The organism is Mycobacterium sp. NGS56 (assembly GCF_059812425.1).
Genome location: NZ_JCALCQ010000004.1, coordinates 76,659 through 92,745 on the forward strand (window position 1 = coordinate 76,659; position 16,087 = coordinate 92,745).

Genomic DNA, 16,087 nt, shown 5'->3' on the forward strand with positions numbered 1-16,087 from the left:
GCTGCCTCGAACGATCACAAAGCCCCGGCCGCTCGCACGGGCCGGGCTCGAGTTGATCAACGCCGCCAACGGATTACGCCCGCTGGCCCGCAAGGGCTACAGCACCGTACTGGTCTTCTGGTATGGCTGGCCGGCCTCGGAGGTGCCCGGCATCTACTTCTCCGCCTCGCTGCTCGACGCGCTGCGGCGGGGTCGGCGCGGGGACTTCGCGGGGCGGCGCGGGAAAGCCGCCCTGGCGCTGACCGTGGCGTCCTGGGCCATCCTGGGCGTCATCAAGTATCGCGGCGTCACCACCCCCGGGCCGGTGCTTGAGGCGGGGCTGCGCGACCAACTGGGCGATGACTACGAAGAGGCGCTGAGCAAGCTGCCCCAGACGACGCCGACGCGCAGCGGCAGACGCACCCTGCCGCTGGGCAACACCATCGCGCGCCGGCGCTACGTCGAGAAGACGAACGTGGTGTCCTACGGCCCGCACGGGCGCGCCAACCTCGCCGACATCTGGCGCCGCCGCGACCTGCCGCGCGACGGCAAGGCGCCGGTGCTGCTGCAGGTGCCTGGCGGCGCCTGGGTGATCGGAATGCGCCGCCCCCAGGCCTATCCGCTGATGAGCCACCTGGCCGCGCGCGGCTGGGTGTGCGTGTCGATCGGCTACCGGGTATCGCCGCGGCATACGTGGCCCGACCACATCATCGACGTCAAACGCGCGCTCGCCTGGGTCAAGGAGAACATCTCCCGCTACGGCGGGGACCCGAACTTCGTGGCGATCACCGGCGGATCCGCCGGCGGCCACCTCTGTTCGTTGGCGGCGCTGACGCCCAACGACCCCAAATTCCAGCCCGGTTTCGAGGACGCCGACACCTCGGTGGTGGCCGCGGTGCCGGTGTACGGGCGCTATGACTGGTTCTCCACCGAGGGCGAAGGCCGGCGCGAATTCGTGGACATGCTCCAAAAGCTGGTTGTCAAAAAGAAATTCGCTGCGCATCGCGACATCTTCGTCGACGCCTCGCCGATCCGGCGGCTGCGCGCCGACGCACCGCCCTTCTTCGTCCTGCACGGCCACGACGATTCGCTCATCCCGGTCGGCGAGGCCGCCGAGTTCGTCGAGGAACTGCGTGGGGTATCCAAAAACCCGGTCGCCTACGCCCAATTACCGCACGCCCAGCACGCTTTCGACATCTTCAGCTCCCCACGGGCGCATCGGTCCGCGGAGGCCGTGGCTCGATTCCTGTCCTGGGTGTACGCGACGAATCCGCCCGAGCGCGACTAGGCCTGACGGCGGCGGCCCCTAACCGTTCTCCCGCGCGGCGGCCTTCTCCAGGTCGGTCAGCGCCGGCTCGATCCGGTCGGCCATGTCGTCGATGTCGTTGGCCACCTCGGGCGTCGTCACGAAACCGAAGTCCAGGTAGTCGGTGTAGGAGAAGCAGGTGATGTTCAGCGCGACGTCCATCACCGGCGGCCCCAGCGGCACCAGCGAATCCAGTTTGGCGCCCGCCATGTACAACGGGAACGGCGGGCCGGGGACGTTGGAGACGACCAGGTTGATGGGCGCCAGGTTCCGCGACAGCCCGCTGGCGGTGTAGGCCCGCGCGGCCAGACCCAACAACCCGGGCGGCGTGGTCTCGGTCAGCCCCATGATCTGATGCGCGGACAACGCCTTGGCCATCAGCTTGGCGCTTTGGGTGCTTTCGTGGATGGCCCGCAGCCGCTCACCGGGGTCGTCGACATCGGTGGCCAACGAGACGGTCATCGAGCTGACCTTGTTACCGACGTCGTCCTTGTCGTCGTCGGTCCGCGTCGAGACGGGGATCTGGGCGATCAGCGGTTTGGCCGGCAGCTCACCGCGCTTCTGTAAGTAGTCACGCGCGGCCCCGGCCACCAGGGCCAGTACGACGTCGTTGAGCTTGACGCCGTACGCGTCCTTGATCAGCTTGGCGCGGGCCAGTTCGACGCGGGCGCCGGTGATGCGCCGGTGCGGCGAGACCGGTGCATTGAAGCGGGTTTTGGGCGCTTCGAAATAGCGGGGCGGCCTACTGCGCACACCCAGGGTGGCGATCTGCTGGCGCACGGTCTGCTCCATCAGCCGCGCGATGCGAAACGGCGTCTTGACACCGACGTTGATGAGCGCTCCCACGGCCCGCCGCTCCAACCCCGGCAGTTGGAAACCCACCAGCGACCCGACCGTTTCCTGTTGCGGCGCACGCGGTTCCGGTGTGACGTCCAACAGGATTTCACCCAGGCCGGCACCCGAGACCCCATCGACGATGGCGTGGTGCATCTTGGTCAGCGTGGCGACCCGGCCGCCCTCGACGCCCTCGATCACCCACATCTCCCACAGCGGCCGGGAGCGGTCCAGCTTGTAGGACATCAACCGGCCCACCAGTTCCTCGAGCTCGCGGCGACCGCCGGGCGCGGGAACACCGATGCGGCGGACGTGGAAGTCCACGTCCAGCTCTTCGTCTTCGACGAACCAGGGCCGGTCCAAGCCCAGCGGCGCGCCGGTGACCCGCCACCGCAACTGCGGTACCTCCGGCAAACGTTCGATCAGCAATTGACGGAGGCGTTGAAAGCTGTACTCGGGGGACTCCTTCGGGTCGCAGATCGCCAACGCCCCGACGTGCATGTGCCAGCCCGCGGTTTCCGCTGACCAAAACGCCGCATCAACACTCGAAAGCCGTTTCATCACCCGACCGTAGCCCCCCTGCCCCCGTCGCGAACAGCAATGGCGAACAAACTACCGGTCGGTTTGGCCGAGGCGACATGGTGTCACCGAATGGAAAGTGGCGAGCTCATTGGCTGCGATCCACGGGAGTTGCTTGCGGACTCGGCGACTTCGGGCTGGGCATTGATCGAGTCCACGCCCGCGGAACCGACAAGATCCCGATTGCCGCCCCGCTACCGACGCTCACACGTGGCGCCGCGTGATTCGTGCGGCCCGCTCCGGGCCGCAGCGACCACATGACGGCGGCCCTGTTCAACGAGGCGGCCTTGTTGACCGAACTCAGGTGGCTGAGCGCGAAGTCCAGTGGCGCCGACAAAGCACTCAGCCTGGACAAGGGTGCCGTTATCGGCAGCAGGGACTCGTCGAAGGTGGCCAGCGGGGAGGAGGACAACTCATCGAGCGCTTCTGAGATAGTCGAGATCACTTGGCAGCCGGTGGCGATTACTTCCGGCGCCACCGTCAGACGCCAGTTTCGGGACGGCTCGCTGAACCCCGGGCCATGGTGCGCGGCCTCGCAGAGGCCGGCGGGAGGCGGGGGCGAACTGAACGGCGTCAGCTTCCAGATGCGGGCCGAGGCACGGGCGTAGGCATACATGGCGGCGGCGTCCTGGGCCCACATCCTTTCGTAGTCGGCGTCGGTGTCCGCGATGGCCGCACTGCTTTGGCCCAGGCAGTTCGAGGCGGCCAGCGCGATCCGCTGCAACCGATTGGCATCGATCAGATGAGGCGCCACTACCGCCGCACGCGTCAAACCGTAGGCGCTCGCGGCTTCCTTGGCCTGGGCTGCCGTCTGACGGGCCCGCGCGGCGGTAGCGTCGAGCCAAGCGAGATGGTCTGCGACGGCACGGAATATCGCCGTCGCCGGAGCACCTCGTTGTTCGGAATCCAGCGTTGAGATAGCCGCCCGATAGCTCAGTGCCATGTCACTGAGCTGGGCGCTCAGCGCACCCCAAGCCTTGGCGGCGTCCATCATTGACCCGGCACCGGGACCCGAATGCATCCTCCCGGAATTGCTTTCCGGCGGAAGCGTACCGAAATCCGTCACTGACCCCAGCTCAACGGCGGGCGAGTTATGCTGCAACATCAGGCTTTTCTCTAAGGAGTGAAGGGGATCGGTTTCGGCCATTGCGGTGTCGTGCTGTGATGCGGTCGCGGATTATCTTGCGGCTGTTGACCCTCAGTCGTTCATCCGCTTTTGGCGCCGGGTCCCGCCGAGGCGTCCAGTTGCCGTGGGCAATACGCCTTCGCCGATATCGTCGCGAACTGGGCGGCGCCGTTGGTGGTCAGTGCGGGGTTGTTGTCCCGCAGGTCGTTGAGGAGTTGAAGACCCGATACACCCCGAGCGAGCAAGCCGCAGACCGCTTTCCCGGCGCTCACGGCTTGGTTCGGGTCCTGGAAGCTGATGCCCACCGTATGTAGGTCAGCGATGAAGACTTCATTGTTTTCGTCGGCGGCCGCCTCATCCTCGCCTGGTATGGCGTGCGCGGGGACCGCGGTAACGATCCCCAGCGATACACCGAGAAGCGCTAACAGCAGTTTCATGCATCCCCCTTCGATGCGTACGTTGATGGTGGTTTTTCGCGGGTGTTCCGGTCTTGCGCTACCCCAGCTTCGAGCCGGACGATCCGACGGCGATCTCCTCGCCCTCGGTCACGTGCACGGCGTGTACGCCGGGCGTTGTTCTGAGTTTGGCGACCAGGTCATCGAGGCCGGCCTCGTCGACGTTCCAGTGCTGTACCTGGTCGGGCATCTCCTGAAGTTGGGCGATGATGCGGTCCAGCTTGACCGGCTTCGTGCGGCGTTCGCCGGTGATTCCGGGCGCCTCGATGCCGGTCGAGCTGACGACACGCGCCGCCGGGCTGCCCAGGGCGCCGCCGGCCAGGCCGCCCAGCGTCGCCTCGTTGACCAGGGCGCCGGGGATACCTGCCGGGGCGGCCGCAGCGAGGCTGGTGGCCGGTAGCGCGCTGGAGGCCAGCCTGATCGCCGGCGCCGCGGTGGCCCAGTTCGGCGGCACCGATAATTTGCCCACAGTCGGCGCGTTGCCCAATACCGCCGATACGGGCTTGACTGGGACGGCCGCGGCCACATGCCCCGGAGACGCCAGACCGGCGCCCAACGACGTTTTCGACATCGCGGCGCTCCACGGCGCATAGATGAAGAAGTTCTTCCACTGCGAGATGCCCATGCTGGTACTGGAATTGACAACGTTGGTCCACGTCGCCTGTGTGCCGAATTGCGAAATGGTCGAATACAGCGTCTCCCAGAAGGGCGCGATCTCAGTACTCCCCGTGGCCCCGCCGATCAAGTCCTGCCAAAACTTGGTGTATTGGCCGGTGAGCGAAGTGATGTAGTCCTCGATCTGTTTGAGCCACGACGACAACGACTGCGACTCCGACGCGGCGACGGCGACAGCCTGGGTCGCCGAACCGGTGTCATTGGTGGTCGCCGGTGCTTTCTCGAACGGCGTCAACTCGCCGGCGGACTCCGACGCGCTGGCGTACCCGAACATCGCCGCGACATCTTGGGCCCACATCTGGCTGTACTCGGCCTCGGTCGCCGCGATCGCCGCGCCGTTTTGCCCCAAGACGTTCGTCTGCAACAGCGTGGCCAGCAGGCTGCGGTTCGCCGCGATAACCGCCGGCGGCACGACGGCCGCCAACGCGGCCTCGTAGGCGCCGGCCGCGGCCCGGGCCTGGACGGCAGTCGCTTCGGCCTGGCCCGCTGTGGTCGATAGCCACGCCACATAGGGGGCCGCCGCGGCGGTCATCGCCTCTGAGGCCGGGCCCTGCCACGACTCGCCGGCCAGTTCCGCAATCACCGATCCGTACGATGCCGCCGCGGAGTGCAACTCGGCAGCCAGCCCGTCCCAAGCCGCGGCAGCCCCCAGCAACGGCGCCGCGCCCGGGCCCGTATAGATCTGGGTGGAGATCACTTCCGGTGACAGCGCTGCGAAATCCCCGAAAACCATTGCCGCAACCTCTCTTATCTTGTGTTCGGCGGTATCACGATGACGGTCGATGTGGTCGCGATGTCGTCGGCAGCCACAGCACCGGGAACCCGCACGGTCGACCCGGCGACCGTGCGGGTGGCGGTCGCGCCGACAGCACGCCCGGCCAGACTCGATAAAGCGGTCGGGCCGAACATGCCCTGTTGACCGTTCACCGCCATTGCGGGAGCGGCGTCCAGCATGGTCTCTGGCAGCTCGGCGGCAACCGTCCTGATTGCCGGGACCGCCGAGGCCCAGCTCGACGGCACCGACAACGACCCCACCAAGCCGGCACGGCCCGCCGCCGCCGAAACCGAGCCCGCACTCGACAGCGCGGCCGAACCGCTCAGCAGGTCGCTGTGCAGCAGCGGGGCCAATACGCCGAGCAGCGGCTTCGGATGCAGCAGGGGGCCGATACCCTGGATGCCCACACCGAGGCTCGGGATGCTGATGGAGATCTGGTACCAGTTCTTCATCAAATTCCCCAGGCCCAGCGGCGTGTACGGTCCGGAGACAACTCCCATGACACTGTTGAACGTCTTCAGGATTCCGGTGACGTCCGTCAGGCTCAGCGGCAGCCCGGCTGCCGCCGTTGCCGCATCGGCGTTCAAGGCAAGGCTTTGCGCCGCCAACGGAGCCTGCGAGACCGACTGTGTCAGCAAAGATTCCGCGCCCGATACGGTCGGCGACCGTAGCGCGGACGTCACCGCGGCCGACTGGTCAACGGTCCCGTCGGCGATCGTCGGGGCTGCGCTGAACGGGGGCAGCCGGGTTGCGGCGGCCGCAGAACCGGCATAGGCATACATAGCTGCGGCGTCTTGGGCCCACATCTCGGCGTACTGGGCCTCAGTGGCGGCGATCGCCGGAGTGTTTTGGCCCAGGAAGTTGGTCGCAATCAGCGACGCCAACAACGCCCGGTTGGCCACGATCACCGGCGGCGGGACCGTGGCCGCGAAAACTGCTTCATAGGCCGCAGCCGCCGCATTGGCTTGGGCTGCCGTCTGTTCGGCCTGCACGGCGGTGCCGTCAAGCCACTCGATGTATGGGGCCGCCGCGGCGGCCATCGCTGCAGACGAGGGCCCACGCCAGGTGGTTCTCAGCTCCGAGATGGCCGAACCGTAAGACGCTGCGGTCGAACGCAATTCGGCTGCCAACCCTTGCCAGGCGGCCGCAGCTGCCAGCAACGGCGCCGATCCCGGCCCTGAGTAGACCCTGCCGGAGTTGATCTCCGGCGGTAACAACCCGAAATCCAATGCCTTCCCCCGCCTCTTGCGTCGCCGACAAGGCGAACGTCAACGTCGTTGAGCACTTCATCGCCGCCAGAAGAGTTTGCTGGGCGACGACCATGTCCTTTCGTAGACAGGACAGTAGCCAGCGATCACCCCAAGGCCGTCCGCCGAGAATCGACCACGGTCGGCGCCGTCGCAGGGTTCCGACGCCGGGGCGCGCATGCGAGATTCGATAACCGAACCGGCGATAAACGTCTCTACCTCGCACAAATCCGAGAAGACGAGATGGTGAATGGGTGCTGAAGAGCCGGGAAAGGCGCCCCTCGGCCGTTAACCACGAATAAAAATCTCGCCATCACAAATTGAGTTCGCGGCGAATGGGGTCGTACCGCGACGCCCGCACGGGGACTGGGCCCTGCCGACCAGAGCGTGGACCCAGCACAGAAGAGGGCCGGAACACCGGCCGCGCGATCGCGATGGACGAAGGTGTGGCTGAGCTGAGTTCGGCGTGGCCACGGTGCCAGCGCGCGTTCTCCACGCCTGCCTATAGGCAGCTCCCGTTGGCTCACGCGGCGAGTACGTCTGCACTCATATCATTTTCAAAGATTTTATGTAAGCCCTCTGAATTTGCGCGTCGAATAGGTGTCTAAAGATCCCAACCTCGCCTATTTATGCCCCGCCGTTCGTCCATAAAAGGATATCGATAGCCGCATTCATACCCAACGTAAAGAAATCGCATTCATGGGATCCGCTCGGGCCCGGAACATGAACGGATGCCACGGAAGAACCACACCGGACCGCGCGCATCGAAATTCTTCACCGCAACGATTGCGAGCGTCTGCCCGTCCGACTGTTCAGCGCTCAAACACGGTTTGCCACCGGCGAGTCGCGCGGGCCCGGTGGAGCAACCGCCGCACACCGCGCGTCGGGGTTAAGCGTCCTCTAGCAAATCCGGCGTGACCGCCGACTCGGTGTCGGGAATGCCCTCGACCTTCGCCTTGCGGTCGGCCATCGACAACAGCCGCCGAATACGGCCCGCCACAGCATCTTTCGTCATCGGGGGGTCGGCGAGCCGGCCGAGTTCCTCGAGCGACGCCTGCCGGTGCTCGACGCGCAGCTTGCCAGCCGAGGCCAGGTGGTCCGGGACGGTGTCGCCCAGTATCTCCAGGGCCCGCTCCACCCGGGCCGCGGCGGCGACCGCCGCCCGGGCCGACCGGCGCAGGTTGGCGTCGTCGAAGTTGGCCAGTCGGTTGGCGGTGGCCCGAACCTCGCGCCGCATCCGGCGCTCCTCCCACACCAGCCGGGTGTCCTGGGCGCCCATCCGCGTCAGCAGAGCGCCGATCGCCTCGCCGTCGCGCACGACGACCCGATCGGCGCCACGCACCTCGCGGGCCTTCGCGCTGACACCGAGCCGCCGCGCGGCACCCACCAGCGCCAGCGCCGCCTCCGGGCCGGGGCAGCTGACTTCCAGCGCCGACGAGCGTCCCGGCTCGGTCAGCGACCCGTGCGCCAGGAAGGCTCCTCGCCACGCGGCTTCGGCATCGCCGACGCTGCCGCCCACCACCTGCGCCGGCAGCCCGCGCACCGGCCGGCCGCGGTTGTCGAGCAGGCCGGTCTGGCGGGCCAGCGCCTCGCCGTCATTGGCCACCCGCAACACGTATCGGGTGCTCTTGCGAATCCCGCTGGCCGACAACACATGCACGACGGCGTTGTACCCGTAGAGTTCGAAAATGTCCTTGCGCAACCGCCGCGCGACGTTGCCCAGGTCCACCTCCGCCTCGACCACGACGCGGCCGCCGACGATGTGCAGCCCGCCGGCAAACCTCAGCAGGGACGTGACCTCCGCGCGGCGGGCACTGACCGATTTCACAATGAGGCGGCTCAGTTCGTCCTTGACTTCGGTCGTCATCGCCACGCGTCGTCACCCCTTGGTCCGCTGCCGGCCGGTCCACTCCCACCGGCTTGTGGTCCTGCACCGTCGACCCGAATATCCGCGGTGGCAGTGATCGGAGACGCTCCCGGAGCCTTACCGGCCGCCCGGACCCCGTCCAGGGCCGCCGCGAGTTTGCCTGGATCATGTAAAGGTGTACCAGGTCTGGCCACGTCGGCGAAGTGGACCTCGGCCGAAAGCAGTGTGGCGGTGCGGCGCAGTTGATCGCGTTCGCGCTCACTGGGCACCCGTTCGGCATCGATGATGATGTCGTGCACGCTGAATGCCGGTGCGTGCTGCGCCAGCACGTGCAGATGACGCTCGACCGAGAAGCCCGCCGTCTCCCCCGGCTCGGCCACCAGATTGAGCACCAGGGCGCGCCTAGCGGTGGTCGCCCGAAGCGCCGCCGCGAGTCCGGGCACCAGCACATGCGGGATCACGCTGGTGAACCACGAGCCGGGGCCCAGCACCACCAAGTCGGCGGCCATGATGGCGTCGACGGCCTGCCGTGTCGCCGGGGGGTTGTCGGGCAGCAGCCGCACGCGGCGCACCTTGCCCGGTGTGGTCGCGATGGCCACCTGGCCGCGGATCAGCCGGAAGATCCGGGGGTCGCTTTCCAGGCCGGAGACGTCGGCCTCGATCTGTAGCGCGATCGGGCACATCGGCAGCACCCGCCCCTTGACGCCGAGGATGCGCCCGAGCTCATCGAGGGCGGCCACCGGATCGGCCAGCACCTCGGACAGGCCGGCCAGTAACAGGTTGCCGATCGGATGCCCGGCCAAGGCGCCGCTGCCGCCGAACCGGTGCTGCATGATGGTCGCCCACAGCCGACCGTGCGGACTGTCGGATGCCAAGGCGGCCAACGCCATTCGCAGGTCGCCGGGGGGCACGACATCCAGTTCGTTGCGCAGCCGGCCCGAAGAACCGCCGTCGTCGGCGACGGTGACCACCGCGGTGACATGGGGAGTCAGCCGACGAGCCGCCGACAGCGTCGCGTACAGGCCGTGTCCGCCGCCCAGCGCGACGATGCCCCGGTTTATCGGCTCGGTCATTCGCGGCCCAGATCCCGGTGCAGCACCCGCACCGACAGTTGCGCTTCCCCCTTCTGGGCGTTCAGCAACTGCATCAACGCCTCGGCGATCGCGACGCTGCGATGTTTGCCGCCGGTGCAGCCGATGGCGACCGTCATATAGCGCTTGCCCTCCCGGCGGTAGCCGTCGACGACCAGAGTCAGCAATCGATGGTAGGCGTCGAGGAACTCCGCCGCGCCGGGCTGGCTCAACACATAATCGCGCACCGCCGGATCCTGCCCGGTGCGTGGACGCAATTCGTCGACCCAGTGCGGGTTCGGCAGGAACCGCACGTCCATCACCATGTCGGCGTCCATCGGCAGGCCGTACTTGAAGCCGAACGACTCGACCGTGACGCTGGTGGTCGCGCTGGCGGCGCCGCCGAATGCCCGCTCGATGGTCTCGCGCAAGCCGCGCACGGACAACGTCGATGTGTCGATGATCAGGTCGGCGGTGGCGCGAACCGATGCCAGCATGCGCCGCTCAGCGGCAATGCCCTCGGCCAGGGTCTGATCACCCTGCAGCGGGTGGCTGCGACGATTCTGTTCGTAGCGGCGAACCAACATGTCGTCGGATGCTTCCATGAACACCACGCGCGGGGCGATGTTTCGGGTGGCCAGCTCGGTGCGCACCGAATCCAGATCGCCGGTGAAGCCGCGCGACCGCACGTCCATCACCACCGCCAGCTGGGTGATCCGCGAGCCGGCGGCCAGACCGAAATCGACCATCCGGGTGATCAGCTGCGGGGGTAAGTTGTCCGCCACGTACCAGCCGAGGTCTTCGAGCACCTTGGCCGCGGTACCCCGCCCAGCGCCCGACAATCCGGTCACCAGCACCACGTCGATGCCGGCCGGGGCGTCCACCGAGCGACCGCCCGCGAACTCACCTGGGCCCGTCATGGGGCGGCCTCGGTTTGTTCGGGTCGCAGCGCCTCCACAACGGCCGTGGCTGTTGCCACCCCGATCCCGGGAACCGCAGTGATCTGGTCGACGGTGGCCTCCTTGAGGCGGGCTATCGATCCGAAATGGCTTACCAACGCCTTGCGGCGATATTCTCCCAAGCCTGGCACCGAATCCAGCACCGATGCCGTCATTCGCTTGGATCGCTTGCTGCGATGGTAGGTGATCGCGAACCGATGCGCTTCGTCACGGACGCGTTGCAACAGATATAGCCCTTCGCTGTTGCGCGGCATGATGACGGGGTCGGGCTCCGAGGGTACCCACACCTCTTCCAGTCGCTTGGCCAGGCCGATCACGGCGACATCGGTGATGCCGAGTTCCTCGAGCACCGCGCTGGCCGCGTTGACTTGTGGCGCACCGCCGTCGACGACGTAGAGATTGGGCGGATAGGCGAAGCGGCGAGACTTTCCTTCCGGTGAAAGCATATTCGGGTCGTTTTGTTCGGCCAGGTGCCGCGCGAAGCGGCGACGGGTCACCTCGGCGATGGAGGCGACGTCGTCGGAGCGCCCCTGCCCGGCGGCTTCCCGGATGGCGAAGTGCCGGTAGTCCGATTTGCGCGGCAGTCCGTCCTCGAACACCACCAGCGAGCCCACCACGTCGGTGCCCTGCACATGGCTGATGTCCACACATTCGATGCGCAGCGGCGCGTCGGACAAGCCGAGGGCCTCCTGGATGTTCTGCAGCGCAGCGGATCTGGCGTTGAAATCGCCGGCGCGCCTCAGCTTGTGTTGCTGCAGTGCCTCTTTGGCGTTGCGCTGTACCGTTTCGGCCAGCGCCCGTTTGTCACCGCGCTGCGGCACCCGCAGCGCCACCCGCGATCCGCGCAGCCCGGACAGCCAACTGGTCAGCTCGCCGGCGTTGGACGGCAGACACGGCACCAGCACCTCGCGCGGCACCGGGTTGGTGGATTCGTCTGCGGCGCCGCCCAATTCGGCCTGCTCGCCGTAGAACTGCGTCAGAAACTGCTCGACCAGCTGTTCCTCGCCAGAATCACCGGCTTCCGCGGACTTTTCGACGATCCAGCCGCGCTGACCGCGCACCCGGCCGCCACGCACGTGGAACACCTGCACCGCGGCCTCGAGTTCGTCGTCGGCGAACGCCACCACATCGGCGTCGGTGCCGTCGCCGAGGACGACGGCCTGTTTCTCCATCGCCCTCTTCACCGCGCCCAGGTCGTCGCGCAGTCGAGCGGCCCGCTCGAAATCGAGTTGCTCGGCCGCGGCGTTCATTTGCTGCTCCAGCTCGCGGGCGAACCGGTCGGTCTTGCCGGACAGGAAGTCGCAGAAATCGTCCACGATCTGGCGGTGCTGTTCCGCACTGACCCTACCGATACACGGCGCCGAGCATTTGTCGATGTAGCCGAGCAGGCAGGGACGGTCAATCTGCTTGTGCCGCTTGAACACTCCCGCCGAGCACGTACGGGCCGGAAACACTCGGGTGAGCAGGTCCAGCGTCTCGCGGATGGCCCACGCGTGCGAGTACGGCCCGAAATATCGCACCCCGTTGCGGCGGGGACCGCGATAGACCATCAGCCGCGGGAACTCCTCGTTGAGGGTCACCGCCAGCACCGGATAGGTTTTGTCGTCGCGATAGCGGACGTTGAACCGCGGGTCGAACTCCTTGATCCAGTTGTATTCGAGCTGCAGCGCCTCGACTTCGGTGTTGACCACCGTCCACTCCACCTTGGCCGCGGTAGTCACCATCTGCCTGGTGCGCGGGTGCAGGCTGGAGATGTCGGCGAAGTATGACGTCAGCCGGCTGCGTAGGCTCTTGGCCTTGCCGACGTAGATGACTCGCCCGTGCGGATCCCGGAATCGGTAGACGCCAGGCTCCACCGGAATGGACCCGGGGGCGGGGCGATAGGTGGCGGGATCGGGCACAGACCCAGGCTAGTAGCCGCCGGCCCAGCGCCGAGAAAGGCGGGGCGCGCGCGAGTGCCGGTCTACTGTGGTGCATACCGGTCGCCACGATGTTTTGGGGGGATCACCGTCGAGTCCTCGCTAGCCTGGTTGCTGCAGCCTGTCCCGGTCGACTCGTTCCTCGCGGAGATCTGGGCAAGCAGGCACCACCACATCAAGCGATGCCAGCCGGGTTACTTCGCCGGGCTGCTGCCCGGCCCCTCGGCCGTGGACGGGCTCCTGGAACAGGTGCAGCCGGAACCGTCGGCCGTGCGGCTCGTCAAAAGCGGCGAGGACAAGGATCCGGGGACCTACCGACGCGCCGATGGCGGCCTGGACCCGGTCCGGATACGACTCTGCCTGGCCGACGGCTACACCATGGTCTTGAACGGACTCGAGCGATACTCACGCACGATCGCGTCGTTGTCGCACTCCATCGAAGTCGAACTGAACTTCCCGACACGGGTCAACGCCTACGTCACCCCACCGGAATCGACCGGCTTCGTCCCGCACTACGACCCCCACGACGTGCTGGTCCTGCAGATCCAGGGATCCAAGACGTGGCATGTGTCCGGTGCTGCCGCCGTGCCGCCGCATGAGATCCAGCGGCGCAAAGGGGTGGGGACGGCCGAGCCCACCGCGTCGACCGATGTGCGCATGCAGCCCGGCGATGTGCTGTATCTGCCCCGCGGCCAAGTGCATTCGGCCGAAACGCACTCCGAGCCGTCGGTCCATTTGACGATCGGGCTGCATGCGCCCACCGTGCTCACGCTCCTCACCCACGCGCTGTATGCGCTCAGTTTGCGCGACCCGCGCGTGCACGACCGCCTGCCGCCGCGACACCTGGATGACGTAGCCGCCCGCGCCGGCCTGGACGACTCCGTCCGGGACACCCTGCGAGCCGTCGAGGATCCGCAGATCCTCACCGAAAGCCTCGACGCGCTGGCCGAGGTCTTGGTCCGGCGCGGCCGATGCCCTCCGGTCGGGCGGGTCAAAGACACGGTGGGCATCGACGGGCAGACGCTGGTCGCCAAGTATGAACCGCTCTACGCGCGAGTTGCGCGCGTAGAGGACCGCGTCGTCCTGCAGTTCGCTCAGCTGTCGGTGGGCGCCGGCGCCGACCATGAAGCGGCGATGCTGTTTTTGGCCCGCAGCACCGGGGCGTTTCGGGTGGGCGATCTGCCCGGGCTCAGCGCAGGGCAACAGACGGGGCTGGCCCAGACGCTGATCCTGAACGGATTCCTCGTCCGGCTGTCCGATGGCTGACAGTTAGCTTCGCATTTCCAGTGAAAATGCGGATTTATATCCGTCTTTGCGGTTATTTTCTGCGTAAAATACTGTATGTGCGGGCTAACGTTCCTGCCGTCGCTGTCCCTATCGCACAGCTGGCCCGTCTCAGCACATGGACGGGTCAGTTGACTGACGACGCGATGGCGGCGGCTGCGTCTTCGCCGGCCCGCAGTTGTCGCATCGCTGAAACGCCGAAAAGCCACTGAGAGGCCGGATAACGCGCTCCCGCGAGGCTGATCGGTGCGCCGCCGGCCACCGCGGGACCGCTGACCGGTTGGGTCGGGAGGAGGGCAACATGGCAGCACGGGCGCACGCGGACGGCCGGCGATGACCATGCCGATCTGGGCCGCCTTCCCCCCGGAGGTGCATTCGGCGGCGCTGTCCAGTGGCCCCGGGCCCGGATCCTTACTGTCGGCGGAGCAGGCGTGGCAAGCGCTCAGTGCCGAATATGACACCGCCGCCCAGGAACTCGGCGACTTGCTGGCGGCGGTGCAGGCCGGCACGTGGCAAGGACCCAGCGCGGAGGCATTCGTGGCCGCCCATGTGCCATATCTGGCATGGCTCTTGCAGAACAGCGCCAACAGCACCGCGGCGGCCCTCGAGTCCGAGACCGTGACCGCGGCCTACACCGCCGCACTGTCTGCCATGCCGACGCTGGAGGAGCTGGCCACCAACCACGCCGTCTTCGCGCAGCTGGTGGCGACGAATTTCTTTGGTGTCAATACGATTCCGATCGCCCAGAACGAGATCGAGTATCTGCAGATGTGGCTGCAGGCGGCCACCACAATGGCGATCTACGAAGCCGTCTCCGAGACCGCGATGACGTGGAAGCCACCCACCGCCCCGCCGCCGGCGATTCAGAAGACCGACGTCCCCAACCAGGACGCCGGCGGAAACCCAACTCAGTTGAGCTGGTGGGTAACTCGCGTGCAGGAAGTGGCGAGGGCCATCAGCGGGGACCTGAGCCAGTCGCCCTCGAACCCGTCCGCGACACTCTCGGACCTGATGACCGACCCGTTGCTGGTCACCGAGGTTCCACACTGGGCCGGAGAGTCGCTTTTGTACTTCGCCCCGCAGGTGCCGGAATTGACCCAGCTCTCCTTCGGCCTGATCGCCCCCTTCATCCCGGTTGCCAGTGCGCCCGGTTTGGCGGGGCTGGCCGGGTTGGCGAGCGCGGCTCAACCCGCGCCCACGCTGCCCGGTGCGACGGCAGTGCCTGCTCCGTCCCACACTGAAGCGCCCGTTGCGATGGCCCCCGGCCTCGGAGCGCCCGCTGCCACGCCGGCCACCGCCCCAATGCATGCGCCCGCCCCCGCCGTCGCCTCGACGTCCGCCGCTACGCCGGTTCCGCCCGCGCCCGGGGTCCCGGCGTTCGGCTACCCCTATGTGGTCGGCCCTCCCGGCCTCGGGGCCGGCACGGGCATGAGCGTCGGCTCCCGCGCGGAGCAGAAGTCGCCCAAGGTCGACGCCGTCGCGGCGGCAGCGGTCGCGGCCCCACGAGAACCGTCCCGGCGGCGCCGGCGCCACCGGACGAGTCTGACCGACCCCGGTCACCGCTACGAATACCTCGACCAAGATCGCCGGGTGGAATCCGATGAGCCCCCGACGACGGCTTCGGATCTGGGTGCCGGGCGCATGGGGTTCGCCGGCACCGCTCGCGCCGCCGGCGCCGCTCCAGGAGGCTTGACCACAGTTGCCGGCGCTTCGTTGGAGGACAGCCCGAGTCTGCCGCTGCTGCCGAACAGCTGGAATCCCGAGACCGAGGAAGGAACAAACCCGCAGGCGGACGATCCATCGCGGGGTTAGTAATGGGTGTCCGTCAATGATGAAGCGCCGCTTGGTCAACGTGGCCGTCACCATCGGCGGGGTGGCACTGTCGTCGACCGCTGGAGCCGGGGTCGCATCGGCCGACCCCGCTTACGGTCCGATGTTTAATACCACTTGACTACGACCAGGCGATACGGGCTGTGCACGCCGAAAATGCGGCGGCGGGCCGATGGTAGCGC

General features: G+C 67.3%; 12 protein-coding genes and 1 pseudogene. 4 read left to right on the forward strand and 9 right to left on the reverse strand.

Annotation, left to right across the window (positions count from 1 at the left end):
• The first annotated feature begins 1 nt into the window (after position 1).
• Positions 2-1,267, forward strand: coding sequence for an alpha/beta hydrolase (locus AC5Y4F_RS13195; RefSeq protein WP_197520610.1), 1,266 nt, complete (start codon positions 2-4; stop codon positions 1,265-1,267).
• Positions 1,268-1,285: 18 nt separating this feature from the next.
• On the opposite strand, the gene AC5Y4F_RS13200 is transcribed toward AC5Y4F_RS13195, so the two are convergent.
• The 9 genes from AC5Y4F_RS13200 to uvrC form a co-directional block, all read right to left on the reverse strand.
• The gene (locus AC5Y4F_RS13200) at positions 1,286-2,680 is read right to left on the reverse strand and encodes a WS/DGAT/MGAT family O-acyltransferase (protein ID WP_067936717.1); all 1,395 of its coding nucleotides are present in this window, start codon (positions 2,678-2,680) and stop codon (positions 1,286-1,288) included.
• 106 nt (positions 2,681-2,786) lie between these two features.
• Entirely contained in the window at positions 2,787-3,764 is a 978-nt protein-coding gene (locus AC5Y4F_RS13205) for a PPE family protein (RefSeq protein ID WP_231986401.1), read from the reverse strand.
• A gap of 140 nt (positions 3,765-3,904) precedes the next feature.
• Positions 3,905-4,261: a DUF732 domain-containing protein gene (locus tag AC5Y4F_RS13210; protein WP_067936650.1), complete on the reverse strand. Its 357-nt coding sequence runs from the start codon at positions 4,259-4,261 to the stop codon at positions 3,905-3,907.
• A 58-nt stretch (positions 4,262-4,319) separates the two neighbouring features.
• A complete protein-coding gene (locus AC5Y4F_RS13215) occupies positions 4,320-5,687 on the reverse strand; it encodes a PPE family protein (protein ID WP_067936647.1) in 1,368 nt (455 codons plus the stop codon).
• A gap of 14 nt (positions 5,688-5,701) precedes the next feature.
• Positions 5,702-6,958 (reverse strand): PPE family protein, encoded by a 1,257-nt coding sequence (locus AC5Y4F_RS13220; RefSeq protein ID WP_499997186.1) that lies wholly within the window; start codon positions 6,956-6,958, stop codon positions 5,702-5,704.
• Between the two features lie 907 nt (positions 6,959-7,865).
• Positions 7,866-8,843, reverse strand: coding sequence for a DNA-binding protein WhiA (gene whiA, locus AC5Y4F_RS13225; protein WP_040631623.1), 978 nt, complete (start codon positions 8,841-8,843; stop codon positions 7,866-7,868).
• A complete protein-coding gene (gene yvcK / locus AC5Y4F_RS13230) occupies positions 8,840-9,904 on the reverse strand; it encodes a uridine diphosphate-N-acetylglucosamine-binding protein YvcK (protein WP_156750118.1) in 1,065 nt (354 codons plus the stop codon). Before yvcK ends, whiA begins: the two co-directional genes overlap by 4 nt.
• A gap of 8 nt (positions 9,905-9,912) precedes the next feature.
• Entirely contained in the window at positions 9,913-10,833 is a 921-nt protein-coding gene (rapZ, locus tag AC5Y4F_RS13235) for an RNase adapter RapZ (RefSeq protein WP_067936639.1), read from the reverse strand.
• The gene (gene uvrC, locus AC5Y4F_RS13240; RefSeq protein ID WP_499997187.1) at positions 10,830-12,773 is read right to left on the reverse strand and encodes an excinuclease ABC subunit UvrC; all 1,944 of its coding nucleotides are present in this window, start codon (positions 12,771-12,773) and stop codon (positions 10,830-10,832) included. Before uvrC ends, rapZ begins: the two co-directional genes overlap by 4 nt.
• Before the next feature lie 102 nt (positions 12,774-12,875).
• Here uvrC and AC5Y4F_RS13245 point away from each other — a divergent pair, with 102 nt between their 5' ends.
• The 3 genes and pseudogenes from AC5Y4F_RS13245 to AC5Y4F_RS13255 form a co-directional block, all read left to right on the forward strand.
• Positions 12,876-14,057: a cupin domain-containing protein gene (locus tag AC5Y4F_RS13245; RefSeq protein WP_499997457.1), complete on the forward strand. Its 1,182-nt coding sequence runs from the start codon at positions 12,876-12,878 to the stop codon at positions 14,055-14,057.
• A gap of 351 nt (positions 14,058-14,408) precedes the next feature.
• A complete protein-coding gene (locus AC5Y4F_RS13250) occupies positions 14,409-15,887 on the forward strand; it encodes a PPE family protein (RefSeq protein ID WP_067936633.1) in 1,479 nt (492 codons plus the stop codon).
• Positions 15,888-15,903: 16 nt separating this feature from the next.
• Positions 15,904-16,081, forward strand: a pseudogene (locus AC5Y4F_RS13255) (hemophore-related protein); the annotation flags it as partial.
• Positions 16,082-16,087 lie beyond the last annotated feature (6 nt).